At 60.1% G+C, this 14,146-nt stretch carries 15 protein-coding genes and 1 pseudogene; 8 read left to right on the forward strand and 8 right to left on the reverse strand.

Going from position 1 to position 14,146, the window contains the following annotated elements:
* Window positions 1-189, reverse strand: a pseudogene (locus OC71_RS28490) (site-specific integrase); the annotation flags it as partial.
* A 108-nt stretch (window positions 190-297) separates the two neighbouring features.
* On the opposite strand from OC71_RS28490, the gene OC71_RS09300 reads away from it, so the two are divergent.
* The 6 genes from OC71_RS09300 (at window position 298) to OC71_RS09320 (ending at window position 3,529) form a co-directional block, all read left to right on the forward strand.
* The gene (locus OC71_RS09300; protein WP_007960724.1) at window positions 298-618 is read left to right on the forward strand and encodes a YbjQ family protein; all 321 of its coding nucleotides are present in this window, start codon (window positions 298-300) and stop codon (window positions 616-618) included.
* 214 nt (window positions 619-832) lie between these two features.
* Entirely contained in the window at window positions 833-1,021 is a 189-nt protein-coding gene (locus OC71_RS09305; RefSeq protein ID WP_041067596.1) for a hypothetical protein, read from the forward strand.
* Between the two features lie 325 nt (window positions 1,022-1,346).
* Complete coding sequence (locus OC71_RS09310) at window positions 1,347-1,715, forward strand: glycine zipper domain-containing protein (protein WP_007960728.1); 369 nt, start codon at window positions 1,347-1,349, stop codon at window positions 1,713-1,715.
* A gap of 134 nt (window positions 1,716-1,849) precedes the next feature.
* Window positions 1,850-2,275 (forward strand): YMGG-like glycine zipper-containing protein, encoded by a 426-nt coding sequence (locus tag OC71_RS09315; protein WP_041067599.1) that lies wholly within the window; start codon window positions 1,850-1,852, stop codon window positions 2,273-2,275.
* A gap of 123 nt (window positions 2,276-2,398) precedes the next feature.
* Window positions 2,399-2,566: a hypothetical protein gene (locus tag OC71_RS28360; RefSeq protein ID WP_174377150.1), complete on the forward strand. Its 168-nt coding sequence runs from the start codon at window positions 2,399-2,401 to the stop codon at window positions 2,564-2,566.
* Between the two features lie 267 nt (window positions 2,567-2,833).
* Complete coding sequence (locus OC71_RS09320; protein ID WP_041067602.1) at window positions 2,834-3,529, forward strand: HAD-IA family hydrolase; 696 nt, start codon at window positions 2,834-2,836, stop codon at window positions 3,527-3,529.
* A gap of 78 nt (window positions 3,530-3,607) precedes the next feature.
* On the opposite strand, the gene OC71_RS09325 is transcribed toward OC71_RS09320, so the two are convergent.
* Window positions 3,608-4,354: a 3-oxoacyl-ACP reductase family protein gene (locus OC71_RS09325; protein ID WP_041067605.1), complete on the reverse strand. Its 747-nt coding sequence runs from the start codon at window positions 4,352-4,354 to the stop codon at window positions 3,608-3,610.
* 126 nt (window positions 4,355-4,480) lie between these two features.
* Here OC71_RS09325 and OC71_RS09330 point away from each other — a divergent pair, with 126 nt between their 5' ends.
* Complete coding sequence (locus OC71_RS09330) at window positions 4,481-5,407, forward strand: LysR family transcriptional regulator (protein WP_041067885.1); 927 nt, start codon at window positions 4,481-4,483, stop codon at window positions 5,405-5,407.
* 133 nt (window positions 5,408-5,540) lie between these two features.
* Here OC71_RS09330 and OC71_RS09335 read toward each other — a convergent pair whose 3' ends face one another.
* The 3 genes from OC71_RS09335 to OC71_RS09345 all read right to left on the reverse strand — a co-directional run bounded on the left by OC71_RS09335 (window position 5,541) and on the right by OC71_RS09345 (window position 9,175).
* Window positions 5,541-6,269, reverse strand: coding sequence for an aspartate/glutamate racemase family protein (locus tag OC71_RS09335; RefSeq protein ID WP_041067608.1), 729 nt, complete (start codon window positions 6,267-6,269; stop codon window positions 5,541-5,543).
* A 53-nt stretch (window positions 6,270-6,322) separates the two neighbouring features.
* The gene (locus tag OC71_RS09340; protein ID WP_041067611.1) at window positions 6,323-7,861 is read right to left on the reverse strand and encodes an NCS1 family nucleobase:cation symporter-1; all 1,539 of its coding nucleotides are present in this window, start codon (window positions 7,859-7,861) and stop codon (window positions 6,323-6,325) included.
* A gap of 579 nt (window positions 7,862-8,440) precedes the next feature.
* Window positions 8,441-9,175, reverse strand: coding sequence for a phosphoadenylyl-sulfate reductase (locus tag OC71_RS09345; RefSeq protein ID WP_003223260.1), 735 nt, complete (start codon window positions 9,173-9,175; stop codon window positions 8,441-8,443).
* Window positions 9,176-9,338: 163 nt separating this feature from the next.
* Between OC71_RS09345 and thrH the strand changes: the two genes are divergently transcribed.
* The gene (thrH, locus tag OC71_RS09350) at window positions 9,339-9,956 is read left to right on the forward strand and encodes a bifunctional phosphoserine phosphatase/homoserine phosphotransferase ThrH (RefSeq protein ID WP_041067615.1); all 618 of its coding nucleotides are present in this window, start codon (window positions 9,339-9,341) and stop codon (window positions 9,954-9,956) included.
* Window positions 9,957-10,068: 112 nt separating this feature from the next.
* On the opposite strand, the gene pabB is transcribed toward thrH, so the two are convergent.
* From pabB to OC71_RS09365, 3 genes are all read right to left on the reverse strand, one after another.
* On the reverse strand, window positions 10,069-11,412 hold the full coding sequence (pabB, locus tag OC71_RS09355) for an aminodeoxychorismate synthase component I (protein WP_041067618.1): 1,344 nt from the start codon (window positions 11,410-11,412) through the stop codon (window positions 10,069-10,071).
* Window positions 11,413-11,623: 211 nt separating this feature from the next.
* The gene (locus tag OC71_RS09360; RefSeq protein WP_041067621.1) at window positions 11,624-12,610 is read right to left on the reverse strand and encodes an alpha-L-glutamate ligase-like protein; all 987 of its coding nucleotides are present in this window, start codon (window positions 12,608-12,610) and stop codon (window positions 11,624-11,626) included.
* Window positions 12,610-14,145, reverse strand: a complete 1,536-nt coding sequence (locus OC71_RS09365; protein ID WP_041067624.1) for an inactive transglutaminase family protein — start codon at window positions 14,143-14,145, stop codon at window positions 12,610-12,612. Before OC71_RS09365 ends, OC71_RS09360 begins: the two co-directional genes overlap by 1 nt.
* Between the last annotated feature and the right edge of the window lies 1 nt (window position 14,146).

The following is a 14,146-nucleotide window of genomic DNA, read 5'->3' on the forward strand; positions in this document are numbered from 1 at the left end:
CCCCCCCCCCCCCCCCCGGGGTGGTCAGCAACTGACTGGCGTAGGTGTGCCGGCACTGCCCGGGTCCCCGGTAGCGAACGGCGGCAGCGAGCAAATGCGCCTTGAAGAAACGATCGCGCACCACGAAATCATTGGCGTGCGGCAGGCCGTTTTGGTGTTCAGGAACACAAAGTGCAGCTTGTCGTTTCTGGCGTCTGGATTTTAATCCGCTGCGCAAGTCATGCGCGCAAGTGCTCGGTCTGATGTGCCATCGCACATTACAATCGCCACTTTATCCGCAGAAAAAGGACGGTTCCCATGATCATCTCCACCACCCACGCCATCGAAGGCCGCCAGATCACCGCGTACCTGGACATTGTCAGCGCGGAGTCGGTGCAGGGCGTCAATGTGATTCGTGACCTGTTTGCCGGCATGCGCGACTTTTTCGGTGGGCGCTCGCAGACGCTGGAGCGGGCGTTGAAAGAGGCGCGGGTTCAGGCGACTGACGAGATCAAGGAGCGGGCTCGAGCTTTGCAGGCGGATGCGGTGGTCGGGCTGGATTTCGAGATCAGCATGCCGGCGGGCAAGGGCGGCATGGTTGTGGTGTTCGCGACCGGCACAGCGGTCAAGTTGCGTTGAGGTTGTGCAGGTCAGCACCATGGCTTGGATCCCACAAGCTTCAGGGCGTCTTCGGGTAATGGGATGTTGAAGAGGTGTAGGCCATTCGTCGGGCATCGGTCGAACTGAACCGCAAGTCCAGTAATGACCGGCTAGTCTCAAAAGCCTTGGAGGTCGATATTTTTTCGGGCAAAAGGGCTTTGCCGGTGTCGATCTATTGCAAAGGGGAGAGGCTATGACTGATCCGTATATCGAAGACGATGGAGCCGAGTTTTCATTCAATAACTGTGTCCGTTGCGGCCAGACGGAGTATCAATCGGGCTTTGGCGAGGACCCGGTGCAGACCGGCAAGATCAAGTCCACCACGCCCAAGGGGCCGAAAGCCAAATTCCTTCCGAAGGTTTCGGCCCGGTCAAGAAAGTAAGGTGAGACCAAACAACCCCGTCTATGAACGGGGTTTTTTATGCCTGATGTTTATGAAAGGAAATCTCCTACAAGTGATCGGGCAGATTCGGTTTTTTTTCACAAACTTTTCACGTCCACGGACGTAGGGTGAAGCCATCCGTTAGAAAGCAAGTCTCCAGCCCGTCTCCCCAGCGGGCTTTTTTTTGCCTGCGATAAAACCTTTTGCCAAATCGCTGTCCAATCGGCGCCAAGTGCTCGGCGGCAGCTGATTTTTCTGGACTTCAGCGCGTCGGCAGCTTTCAATCTCGGCCCCTTTTGATCTCCCTATTTTTGAGGTTTTTGTCATGCGTCTAACATTGCCCGCTCTGGTTCTGGGGCTTCTGGTTGCTCAAGGTGCGGTGGCTGGTGAAGGCACTGCGGCACTCGGCGGCGGTCTGGGTGGCGCGCTGGGTAATGTGGTCGGCCAGAAAATGGGCGGCAGCACCGGCGCAGCGATTGGTGCCGGTGTTGCAGGCGCGGCTGGCAGTGCGATGGCCGCCGGCAAAGGCAGCCGCACCAAGGCGGCTATCGGCGGTGGTGTCGGCGCGGCCGGTGGTTCGGTGATCGGCAACAGCCTGGGCGGCCGAAATGGCGCGACCATTGGCGCCGGCTTGGGTGGCGCTGCGGGTGGTGCCGTCGGCGCCAACCTGTCCAAAGGTCACAAGCGTCACTGATTGCGAATGTTTGTCAGAAAAAGCCCGGCTCGACGCCGGGCTTTTTCATGGCTGAACGTTTTTCCGAAAAATGTCTCCAATCTGACATAGGCCCTGTGGGCATACCGTCCCGATTCGGGAACTGTGAGGTTCAAATGCGTTTGTCATTATCTGCACTGTTTTTCGGATTACTGGTCGCCCAAGGTGCGATGGCCGCCGGCGATGGTAGCGCCGCCGTCGGTGGCGGACTGGGCGGTGTGCTCGGTAACGTGGTCGGTGGCCAGCTCGGCGGCAGCACTGGTGCCGCGGTTGGCGCAGGCGTCGGTGGCGCAGCAGGCAGCGCGGTCGGAGCGAATAAACACAATCGCACCGAAGCCGCCATCGGCGGTGGTCTCGGCGCTGCCGGCGGCTCGGTGGTTGGTAATAGCCTGGGCGGCTCCACCGGCTCCGCCATCGGTGCCGGTTTGGGCGGCGCAGCGGGTGGTGCGGTGGGCAACAACCTGGGTGACGACGGCGGAAGCGGGCATTCCGGCGGGGGTCACAAGCACAACAAGTACAAACACAAAAACCGCCATCATTGATTGAATATTCGAAAGCAAACCCGGCCTGGTGCCGGGTTTTTCGTGTCTGGCGGTCGGACACTGGAACGATTGGCTGTAGGGCTTCTCGAACGTTATACAACCCACCAGACGTAGAGGTTTGCCATGACGCCCGAAACCGAAGGCAAGGAAGAAAAAGGCCCGAGCGGTCTGCCGTTTATCAATGATCCTGGGAACGAGGATCCGGGGTCGCTGATGGATGATGCGACGGTGCCGTTGAATGATGCGGATGAGGCTTTGGATGATTATGAAGAGGAGGAGGATGAGCAGTGATTGCTTGTCTGTCCGAAGCCCGGCTTCTCAGTCGCGCACTCAAAAAAAAGTGCGCGGACTTTGCGGGGATCACGAGGTAAAAAAATCGGGAAATCAGGCGTTATCTGTAGGGCTTTTCGCTAAACATCAGCGAGTCATTCCACGGCTCGTAAACATTGCCCGTTGCTCAATGTCCGCTGGCCTCGCTATGCTGCTGAACCCATTAATCAGATCCAAGCAGCGGCGCCAGCTGGGCCGCCCGGGATGTTTTTGATAACGGATCCGATGATGAATGCACCGATGAAGACGTTTGGCCCGATCAAGGCCGTGATTTTCGACATGGACGGTTTGCTGCTGGACACCGAAGGCATCTACACCGAGGTCACCTCGCTCATTGCCGAGCGTTACGGGCGGACCTTCGACTGGAGCGTTAAACAGAACATCATCGGTCGCGGCGCCAATGATCTGGCGAACTACGTGGTGCAGGCGCTGGATCTGCCGATCAGCGCTGAAGAGTTTCTGGTGATCCGCGAGCCGCTGATGCGTGAACGCTTTCCCAGGGCCCAGGCGATGCCGGGCGCGGAGGAGCTGATTCGCCACCTCAAGGCACACAACATTCCGATCGCCGTGGGCACCAGTTCGTCGCGGCAGTCGTTCGGCCAGAAAACCACCCTGCACCGCGACTGGTTTGCGCTGTTCGACTTCATTGTCACGGCGGACGACCCGGAAGTCGGCGCAGCCAAGCCGGCGCCGGACATCTTCCTCACTGCGGCCCGGCGTCTGGGTGTCGCGCCTGAGGATTGCCTGGTGTTCGAGGATTCGCCGTTTGGCGTTACTGCGGCGAAAGCGGCGGGAATGACTGCCATTGCGATTCCCGACGCGGCCATGGCCGATGAAAAATACGCGCATGCCGACGGGATTCTGCGAACGCTCAAGGCGTTTACCCCGGGTGCCTGCGGTTTGCCGGCGCTGGAGTGGGCTTGATCAGCCAATAAGCGCCGATAAAAAACGCCGCCCTCTGCAAAGAGGTGCGGCGTTTTTTGTATCCGGGATTCAGCGCAATCAGGCGCCGAAACCACCGTCGATGGTCAGGCTGGCACCGGTGATGTAACCGGCTTCCGGGCCCACCAGATAGGCGACGAAACCGGCGATTTCATCGGCAGTGCCGTAACGGCCCACCGCCATCAGCGGGATCAGGCTTTCAGCGAAATCACCGTGCGCGGGGTTCATGTCGGTGTCGACCGGGCCGGGTTGCACATTGTTGATGGTGATGCCGCGCGGGCCGAGGTCGCGGGCCAGGCCTTTGGTCAGACCGACCAGTGCTGATTTGCTCATCGCGTACACACCGCCACCGCCGAAGGGCATGCGGTCAGCGTTGGTGCTGCCGATGTTGACGATGCGCGAGCCTTCGCTCATGTGCTTGGCGGCTTCCTGAGACGCGATGAACACGCTGCGTACGTTGATCGCCAGCGTCTGGTCGAAGTCTTCCAGTTTGAAGTCTTCCAGCGGCGCGATGGCCAGGACGCCGGCGTTGTTCACCAGAATATCCAGGCGGCCAAAGGCTTCGACGGTGGCGCTGACGGCGTTGCGGATAGCACCTTCGTCGGCGCTGTCGGCCTTGATCGCCAACGCTTTGCCGCCGTTGGCGGTGATGCTGTGCTGCAACTCTTCGGCCTTGGCGGTGGAGCTGACGTAGGTGAATGCGACAGCGGCGCCTTCGGCGGCCAGACGTTTGACGATGGCGGCGCCGATACCACGGGAACCGCCTTGAATCAGAGCGACTTTGCCGCTGAGGTGTTGAATGGTCATGTTCGATCTCCAGAAAATTCAAGGCGGGGTGCCTTGTTGTTGGAGCCGAGTATCGGCCTCGCATCGACAACCGTGTAGACCATGATTGCTATAGTCTGTGTAAACCAGAAGTTTATAGTGGCGATCATGGAAACTTTCAGCAGTATCGAATGCTTCGTGCGCAGCGCCGAAGTCGGCAGCTTTGCCGAAGCCGCCCGGCGCTTGAGCCTGACCCCGGCCGCCGTCGGCAAGAGTGTGGCGAAGCTCGAGGTGCGGCTCGGTGTACGGCTGTTCCAGCGTAGTACACGCAGCCTGACCCTGACCGAGGCCGGCCAGCTGTTTTTGAGTCAGGTCAGTGGCAGTCTGACGACGATTCAGAATGCGGTGGCCAATCTGTCGAGTGTGGAAGGACTGCCGGCGGGGACGTTGAAAGTCAGCATGGGCACGGTATTCGGGCGTTTGTACATCGTGCCGTTGCTGCAAGAGTTTTTACGTCGGTTTCCGGCGATCAACCCTGACTGGCATTTTGATAACCGTCAGGTCGACTTGATTGGGCAGGGTTTCGATGCGGCGATTGGCGGGGGCTTTGAATTGCCCCAAGGCGTGGTCGCACGCAGATTGGCACCCGCGCATCGTGTGTTGGTGGCGTCTGCTGACTACTTGCAAAAGCACGAGGCGATTGCCGAACCGGACGATCTGCAACGTCACGATGGCATCCTGATTCGTTCGCCGCAAACCGGTCGTGTGCGCTCCTGGCAGTTGATCAGTAGCGGCAGTCAGCTCTGTCAGCCCTTGACCCTGAAGACGCGAATGACCATGAGCGACTCCGAAGCCGCCTGCGCCACGGCAGCGCAGGGGCTGGGGATCGCGCTGGTTAGCATGCCGTTTGCCGTGGGGTATCTGGAGGCTGGCACATTGCAGCGCGTACTGCCGGACTGGTACATCGATGACGGCAACATTTCGATCTACTACGCCGAGCATAAATTGTTGCCAGGCAAGACTCGGGCGTTTGTCGATTTTGTGATTGAGCAGTTTGCGCAGCAGGGGTTGGCTCGGCGGTTCAGTGCTGTTTGAGCAGGACTTTGGGACCGAGGTGTGGCCATCGCGGGCAAGCCACGCTCCCACAGGTTCTTCGTCGTTCACATGATGGTGATACAACGCGAAACCTGTGGGCGCGAGGCTTGCCCGCGATGAACGATAACGCGGTCTACCGGGCAAACCGCTCCGCCCAGCCTATGATCTGCTTCGGCCGGGGCGTCGCATAAGTCCGCACCTTGGACGTCGACAACCCCAGTCGCACCAGCGATTCAGCAATGGTCACCGCCGCCGTCACGCCATCCACCACCGGTACCCCGGTACGGCGGCGGATCTGTTCGTCCAGCCCGGCCATGCCGCCGCAACCCAGGCAAATCACTTCGGCCTTGTCCTGGGTGACTGCCAGTTCCGCCTGTTGCACGATGGCTTCCAGCGCCCGTTGTGGCTCGTGCTCCAGTTCCAGCACCGCCAGACCGCTGGCCCGCACCGATGCACAGCGATCCCACAAGCCGGACAGTTTCAGCCGATCCTCGATCAGCGGCACAGTGCGATCCAGCGTCGTGACCACCGAATAGGCGTGGCCGAGAAACATCGCAGTGCTGGCGGCGGCGTCGGTGATGTCCACCACCGGCACGTTGAGCAGTTCCTGCAAACCTTCGCGACCGTGTTCGCCGTAACCCGCTTGAATCACCGCGTCGAAAGGCTGGTCGTAGGACATCACCCGATCCATCACGGCGATGGCCGCCAGATAACTTTCGAAATTGCCTTCCACCGAGTCGGCGCCGAAGAACGGCGTCAAGCCGACGATTTCCGTGCCGGGAGACGCGACCGTCTGCGCCGAGCGGGCGATGGCCTGGGTGATGGATTCGGTGGTGTTGACGTTGACCACAAGAATACGCATGAGAAGTCCTTATTGCGGGCAGTTCAGCGGCCCAAACCCGGGCCGCAAGGAAGTTAATGGCTGACGTTGTCGACGGCGATCGATTCGCCGCTGACGTCGGCGTAGTGCGGCTGACGTTTGGCGATGATCAGATAGAGCATCGCGGCAATGCCGGCACCCACCAGCCAGGAGAACGGCGAAATGCTGTGGAAACCCGGCACCAGCGCCAGGACAATGGCGATCAACGCTGCTGGAATGAACGCCGCCACCGCGCGGAAATTCACTCCGTGGCTGTAGTAATAAGCGCCGTTGGGATCTTCGCTGTACAACTGCGGGACGTTGATCCGGCCTTTGCGGATCAGCCAGTAGTCGACCATGATCACCCCGTACAGCGGGCCGAGCAGGGCGCCGAGACCTGAGAGGAAATACACGATCACCAGCGGGCTGTTGTAGAGGTTCCACGGCAGGATCAGCACGGCGATGGTCGCGCTGATCAGCCCGGCGCGGCGGAAGGTCAGGTACTTCGGCGCCAGGTTGCTGAGGACGAAGGCCGGGGCGACGAAGTTGGCCATGATGTTCACCGCAACGGTGACGATCAGGAACGCCAGGCAACCGAGCACCAGAAAGAACGTATTTGGAATCGAGGCGATGATTTCGGTCGGGCTTTCGATGATCCGCCCGTTGATCTGAAATTGCGCACCGCAGAGCAGGACGGTGATGGCAGCGAACACCAGAATATTCACCGGCAGGCCCCAGAAATTGCCGACCTTGATGGTCTTGCGGCATGGCGAGGAGCGGGCGAAGTCGCAGAAATTGAGGATCAGCGTGCCGTAGATCGCCAGCCACAGGGCGCCGCCGGCAAAGATATTGCGCCACATCTCGCCACCGGTCAGCGGGTCGCGGATCGACCAGGCAATGGTCGCGTTGGCCTGGGTGTACATCCACGCAGCGAGCGCCGCAACGGTCAGCAGAATCACCGGGCCGGCAAAAGCTTCGTAACGGCGGACCATTTCCATGCCATAGGCGAGGATCGCCAGTTGCACGAACCAGATCACCACGAAGCACACCCAGCCCAGCGTTGACAGGCCGAGAATCGAGTTGTGGTCGTAATCGGCGAACCCGGGGTGAATCGCTGTCAGCAACACGCGAAATACCACCGACGCCAGATACGTCTGAATGCCGAACCAGGCGATGGCGATCACCGCGCGAATCAACGCCGGAATCTGCGCGCCGTGAATGCCGAAACTGATCCGGCTGATCACCGGAAACGGCACCCCGGTTTTCTGCCCCATATAGCCGGACAGGTTCATGAAGAAGTACACCAGCGCCGCGCCGATCCCCAGCGACAGCAGAATCTGCCAGCCGCCCAGGCCCAACGCATACAGGCCGATGGCGAACGAGTAGTTGGCGATGTTGTGCACATCGTTGGTCCACAGGGCGAAGATGCTGTACTTGCCCCAGCGCCGCCCTTCGGCCCGGGTCGGTGCGAGGTCGCTGTTGTGCAGGCGTGGGCTCAGTTGACACGGGTCGGCCAGACCCGCGTCGGGCGATGGCTGGTCGAGGGCAGAGGCGGGCAGATTCAACGCGATGTTGTTGGAGAGACTTGTACGCATTCCGGCAGGCTCCTGATGGGCGGGGCCACGATGACTGTGCATGAGCTCAGGGCTCGACAAATCTTCGTCGCGGCCAGCAGACATCACTGGTTACGGGGCATCTGCAGCCTGTACGGGATAGGGCGCTTCAGGCTTGCGGATCGAAAGTGTGGATAGATGTTTTGCAGTTTTGTATACAAAACATGTATGCACCAAAGCCAGATCTGTGCCAGTTAGCGATCTATGGAGCGCTGCGCTCATTTCGAAAAGTTATCGATGAGCGCTAAGTGGTTGAAAATATTTGGTTATAAATTGACCGATTGAACAGGTATTTATTTTTTTCTGAGGATTTTGCGTAGGTGGAAGAGCGCAGGGGAATTCAGCAGGGATGTAACTTTTCAGGGCGTGAAAGCAAAAAGTGCACACATAAATGGCACCGATGGTGACATTCGTGTGTACACATTTTTTCATGGCACCACGAAGCAAATGTGGGAGCGAGCTTGCTCGCGAAGGCGTCTTTCCAGTCAACAAATCCGGTGACTGTCAGAACGCTTTCGCGAGCAAGCTCGCTCCCACAGGGGGCATCATTGAGGCAGAGATTTACGCCTTGCTGATGATATTCCCCGCATGCAGCCCGCACTCTTTCTGCGTGGCTTCTTCCCACCACCAGCGGCCTTCGCGTTCGTGCTGGTTCGGCAGGACCGGGCGGGTGCACGGTTCGCAGCCGATGCTGATGAAGCCGCGCTCATGCAGGCTGTTGTACGGCAGTTCGAGCATGCGGATGTAACCCCAGATCTCTTCGCTGGTCATTTGCGCCAGCGGGTTGAATTTGTACAGGGTGCGTTCCGGGGTGGAGAACGCGGTGTCGATCTCCAGCACCGCCACGGCGCTGCGGGTGCCCGGGCTCTGATCGCGGCGCTGGCCGGTGGCCCAGGCTTTGACGCCGGACAGTTTGCGGCGCAGCGGCTCGATCTTGCGGATGCCGCAGCATTCGCCATGACCGTCCTTGTAGAAACTGAACAGGCCTTTTTCCTTCACGAACGGTTCGAGTTTCGTGTAGTCCGGCGACACCAGTTCGATGTCGATCTTGTAGTGCTCGCGCACCTGATCGATGAAGCGATAGGTTTCCGGATGCAGGCGGCCGGTATCGAGGCTGAACACCTTGACGTTCTTGTTCAGCTTCCAGGCCATGTCCACCAGCACCACATCCTCGGCGCCACTGAAAGAGATCCACAATTCATCACCGAACTCGGCGAACGCGAGTTTCAGGATGTCCTGGGCGGATTTGTTGGCATAGGTCGTGGCGAGTTCCACGACATCGAACGTTGGGCTCATCAGGGCGGCTTCCTACAGGTCGGTGGCGCTGGGCGCTCTATATGGCGCCGATGGTAACAAAAAGCGGTGGAGTAAGGGGCGCCCGCTGCGTTGCGCGGTCGCGGGGGAGTCGCTAGAGTTCGGGCTCGCTCGACTCAATAATCACTACAAACGGGAGTGTCTTGTGGAAATTGCTTGCCTGGATCTTGAAGGGGTACTGGTACCGGAAATCTGGATCGCCTTCGCCGAAAAAACCGGAATCGAATCCCTCAAGGCCACGACCCGGGACATTCCCGATTACGACGTGCTGATGAAGCAGCGTCTGCGCATCCTTGACGAGCACGGCCTGAAACTCTCGGACATTCAGGAAGTGATCGCCACCCTCAAGCCGCTGGATGGCGCGGTGGAGTTCGTTGACTGGCTGCGCGAGCGCTTCCAGGTGGTGATTCTCTCGGACACCTTTTACGAATTCTCCCAGCCGCTCATGCGCCAACTGGGCTTCCCGACCTTGCTCTGCCATCGCCTGATCACTGACGACAGTGGGCGGGTGACCAGTTATCAACTGCGTCAGAAAGACCCCAAGCGTCAGTCGGTGCTGGCATTCAAGAGCCTGTACTACCGAGTGATTGCGGCAGGCGATTCGTACAACGATACGAGCATGCTCGGCGAGGCGGACGCGGGGATTCTGTTCCATGCGCCGGACAACGTGATTCGCGAATTCCCGCAGTTCCCGGCGGTGCATACGTTTGCCGAGTTGAAGCAGGAGTTCCTCAAGGCTTCGAACCGCGACCTGTCCTTGTAACCCTCAATCCCTCTGTAGGAGCTGCCGAAGGCTGCGATCTTTTGATCTTGATTGTTTAAAAACAGGATCAAAAGATCGCAGCCTTCGGCAGCTCCTACAGGGGTTGCGTCATTCAGAGGTTTTGCAGGGTTTCGAGGAGGATTCGGACCTTGGTAATCGACTCCTGATACTCCGCCTGCCAATCCGAATCAGCCACGATCCCGCCACCCCCCCAGCAACATACCTGCCCATCCTTGACCAACAGACTGCGAATCGCGATGGAGCTGTCCATCTCGCCGCGTACGTCCAGGTACAGCAGCGAGCCGCAATACAACCCGCGTCGCGTCGGCTCCAGTTCGTCGATGATTTGCATCGCGCGGATCTTCGGTGCGCCGGTGATCGAGCCACCGGGGAAACTGCCGGCGATCAGGTCGAGTGCGTCGCGGTCATCCGCCAGTTCCCCGGTCACGCTGCTGACCAGATGATGCACGTTGGGGTAGCTTTCCAGGCTGAACAGCTCCGGTACCCGCACCGAGCCGATGCGGCAGGTGCGGCCGAGATCATTGCGCAGCAGGTCGACGATCATCAGGTTTTCCGCGCGATCCTTGGGGCTGGCCAGCAGTTCGGCGGCGTTGGCCGCGTCTTCGGCAGGCGTCAGGCCGCGCGGGCGAGTGCCTTTGATCGGGCGGGTTTCCACCTGGCGCTGGCTGACTTTGACGAAGCGCTCTGGCGACAGACTCAACACCGCGTCGCCGTCGGGCAGGCTCTGGAAACCGGAAAACGGTGTCGGGCAAGCCTCGCGCAGCGCGCAGTAGGCCAGCCATGGATCGCCTTGGCAGGTTGCGCGGAAACGCTGGGCGAAGTTGACCTGATAGCAGTCGCCGGCCTGGATGTATTGATGAATGCGCTCCAGCGCTTGGCGATAGTCGTCCGGCGAAAGATCGGCAGTCATCGGCGTGTGCAACTTGAACGGCGTCAGCGGCGCTGAGGTCGGTTGGCTGAACAGCGCGATCAGCCTTTGCCGCTCGCTGTCGGCCAGTGACGGGTGAAACACCAATTGACTGGTGGCGGTCTGGTGATCGCTGATCAGCGCCCAGTCATACAGGCCGAACCGCGCGTCGGGCAGTTGCAGATCGTCCCGGGCCAGGCTCGGCAGATCCTCCAGATGTCGGCCGAAGTCGTAGCTCAGATAGCCGATCAGGCCACCGGCGAAAGGCAGGTCGTATTCGGCAGGCAGTTGCGCGTCGCCCAGGCGAGTCAGATTATCCCGCAGGCGTTGCAGGAAAACGTCGCCGCTCTCATCGGGCAACACCGCCAGTTGTGCCAGCGGCCAGGCGCTGAGCAGGTCATAACGGCCACGGTCGGCACTCGGCCGGCCGCTGTCGAGCAGCACCGCACCGGGCGCATGGCGGATGGCCGCGAAGTAATCGGCGGGGTTGGCACGGTAGGGCAGCGGGTGTACGGAACAGGTCAACATGGGCGGGGCAGATCGGCCATCGAGGCGGGGTGGGGATTGTAGTCCTCTGCGGGAATTGCTCCTAGAGGGGATGTCGGGGATTGGCAGATCCGCAGCGGCTGACGAGCAACCTGTGGCGAGGGAGCTTGCTCCCGCTGGAGTGCGAAGCGCTCCCCAAAAATCTTACGACTGCTGCGCAGCCGAGCGGGAGCGAGCTCCCTCGCCACGGGGATCAGCCCTCGACCGCCGGAATATGCCCAAACATCTCCTGAGTAAACGCCACCCGCTCTTCAACCGACTCGGTCACACCACGCGCCTTCAGCTCCTCCAGGTGTGCCTCGACCGCATGCGTACGCTGAGTCAGCCCGCAGTCGTTGGCAATCTGGATATTCAGCCCCGGCCGCGCATTCAGTTCGAGAATCAGCGGGCCTTTTTCCTGGTCCAGCACCATGTCCACACCGATGTAGCCCAGGCCGCACAGTTCATAACAGCCGGCGGCGAGTTTCATGAAACCGTCCCAGTAGGGCAGTTGCACGCCATCCACCGCGTTGGTGGTGTCGGGGTGTTTGTTGATGATGTTGTTCAGCCAGGTGCCGCGCAGGGTCAGGCCGGTGGCGAGATCGACACCGACGCCGATGGCGCCCTGGTGCAGGTTGGCCTTGCCGCCGGACTGACGGGTTGGCAGGCGCAGCATGGCCATCACTGGATAGCCCATCAACACGATGATGCGGATGTCCGGCACGCCTTCGTAGCTGATGCTCTTGAAGATCTGATCCGGGGTCACCCGGTATTCGATCAGTGCACGGTCGCGGTGACCGCCCAGCGAATACAGGCCGGTGAGAATGCTCGAGATGTGGTGCTCGAGCTCTTCGTGGGCAAGGATCTTGCCCGAGACCGTGCGATAGCGGCCTTCGAAGCGGTCGGCGATGACGATGATGCCGTCACCGCCCGCACCTTGAGCCGGCTTGATCACGAAATCGTTGCGCCCGCCGATGATCGCGTCGAGCTTGTCGATTTCCTTCTCCGTGGAGATCACGCCGTACAGTTCCGGCACATGAATGCCGGCCTCGATCGCGCGCTCCTTGGTGATGATCTTGTCATCGACGATCGGGTACAGGCTGCGCTTGTTGTACTTGAGCACGTAGTCGGCGTTACGCCGATTGATGCCCATGATGCCCCGCGCCTCCAGAGCCTTCCAGGTCTTCCAGAAACCGAACATCAGGCGTCAGCCTTCTTCAGGAAAGCCTTGAAGCGCACCAGTTCGGTCAGGCGGTAACCGCGATAGCGACCCATCGCCAGCATGAAACCGACCAGAATCAGCAGGATCGCCGGGAAGGTAAACACGAAGTACACCAGCTCCGGCACGGTCATGATCAGGTGGGCCAGCGAGGCGGCGAACAGGGTGCCGATCGCCACTTTCATGGCATGGCTGGCGCCGCGTTCTTCCCAGGTGATCGACAGGCGTTCGATGGTCATGGTCAGAATCACCATCGGGAACAGCGCCACCGACAAGCCACGCTCCAGCCCCAGCTTGTGGCTGAACAGGCTGATGGCGGCAATCAGCACCACCACGAAGGTCAACACCACCGACAGGCGCGGCAGCATCTGCAGCTTCAAATGTTCCAGATACGACCGCAAGGACAGGCCCAGCGCGGTGATCACGGTAAACAGCAGGATGCCGAAGCCCAGTTGCGTTTCGCGGAAGGCCAGGGCGATCAGCACCGGGGTAAAGGTGCCGAGGGTCTGCAGGCCGATCAGGTTGCGCAGGATCAGGATCACCAGCACGCCGATCGGGATCATCACCATGATCATGAACGTCTGCTGGGTCTGCAGCGGCAGGCCGTAGAGCGAGTATTCGAGGAAGTTGGCGTCGGTGTTTTCGTCGGTCAGCTTGGCCAGACGAATCGCGTTCATCTCGCTGTTGTTCAGGCTGAAGGTCACGTTGGCTTTCTTCGCGCCGTCGACGGTGATCAGGTTTTCATCACCGGTCCACCACAGCAGACGGTCGGTCGGCAGGCCTTGCTCACCGGTTTCCGGATTGAAGTACAGCCAGTCGTTGCCATTGAAGCTGCGCAGCCACAGCTCCGGGGTTTGCGGTTGATCGGCAACGAGGCGGATGGTGTGGACTTTTTCTACCGGTACGTGGGCGATCGACAACAGCAGTTCGACGATCTTCGCCTTGTGCGGCGTCGACGGATCGCCGGCCAGCAGCAGTTTGACGTTGTCGTCGTTGACGTTGTTGACGCGTTTGATCGCTTCGCCGATGAATGTCTCGACGTCGGCCGAGTGCTGGCGGATCGGTGCGAGCAGGGCTTCGGCGGCGATTTTTTCCGGGCCTTCGATGGCGATGCTGTCGCGGAAGGTCGGGCCTTTGATCTTGGATTTTTCTGCGGTATAGCGTTTGGTCAGCACCAGACGGTAATAAAGGGTCTGGTTGCCCTTGGCCCGGCGCGCCGACCAGGTGACCTTGCGGTTGCCGTCGACGCGGTTGACCGCCACGCCGTAATTATTGGAGATAAAGCTTTCGTTGAGGCTGACGTAATCGCGGCTCAGCGGCGGCACGAACATCTGGACTTTCACCGGATCCTTGGTGCTGGCGACGAACTCGACTTTGGCGTCGATGTTCCACAGGTCGTCGGTAGCGTCTTCGGTCACCGGGATGCCGAGCACGAAAATCTGATAGGCCGTAACCGAAACGCCCAAGAGCACCAGAATGGTGATCAGGATTTTCAGGTGGAAGGTTAGAGAACGCATG

It is taken from the genome of Pseudomonas sp. W15Feb9B (genome assembly GCF_000828175.1).
GTDB classification, from domain to species: domain Bacteria; phylum Pseudomonadota; class Gammaproteobacteria; order Pseudomonadales; family Pseudomonadaceae; genus Aquipseudomonas; species Aquipseudomonas parakoreensis.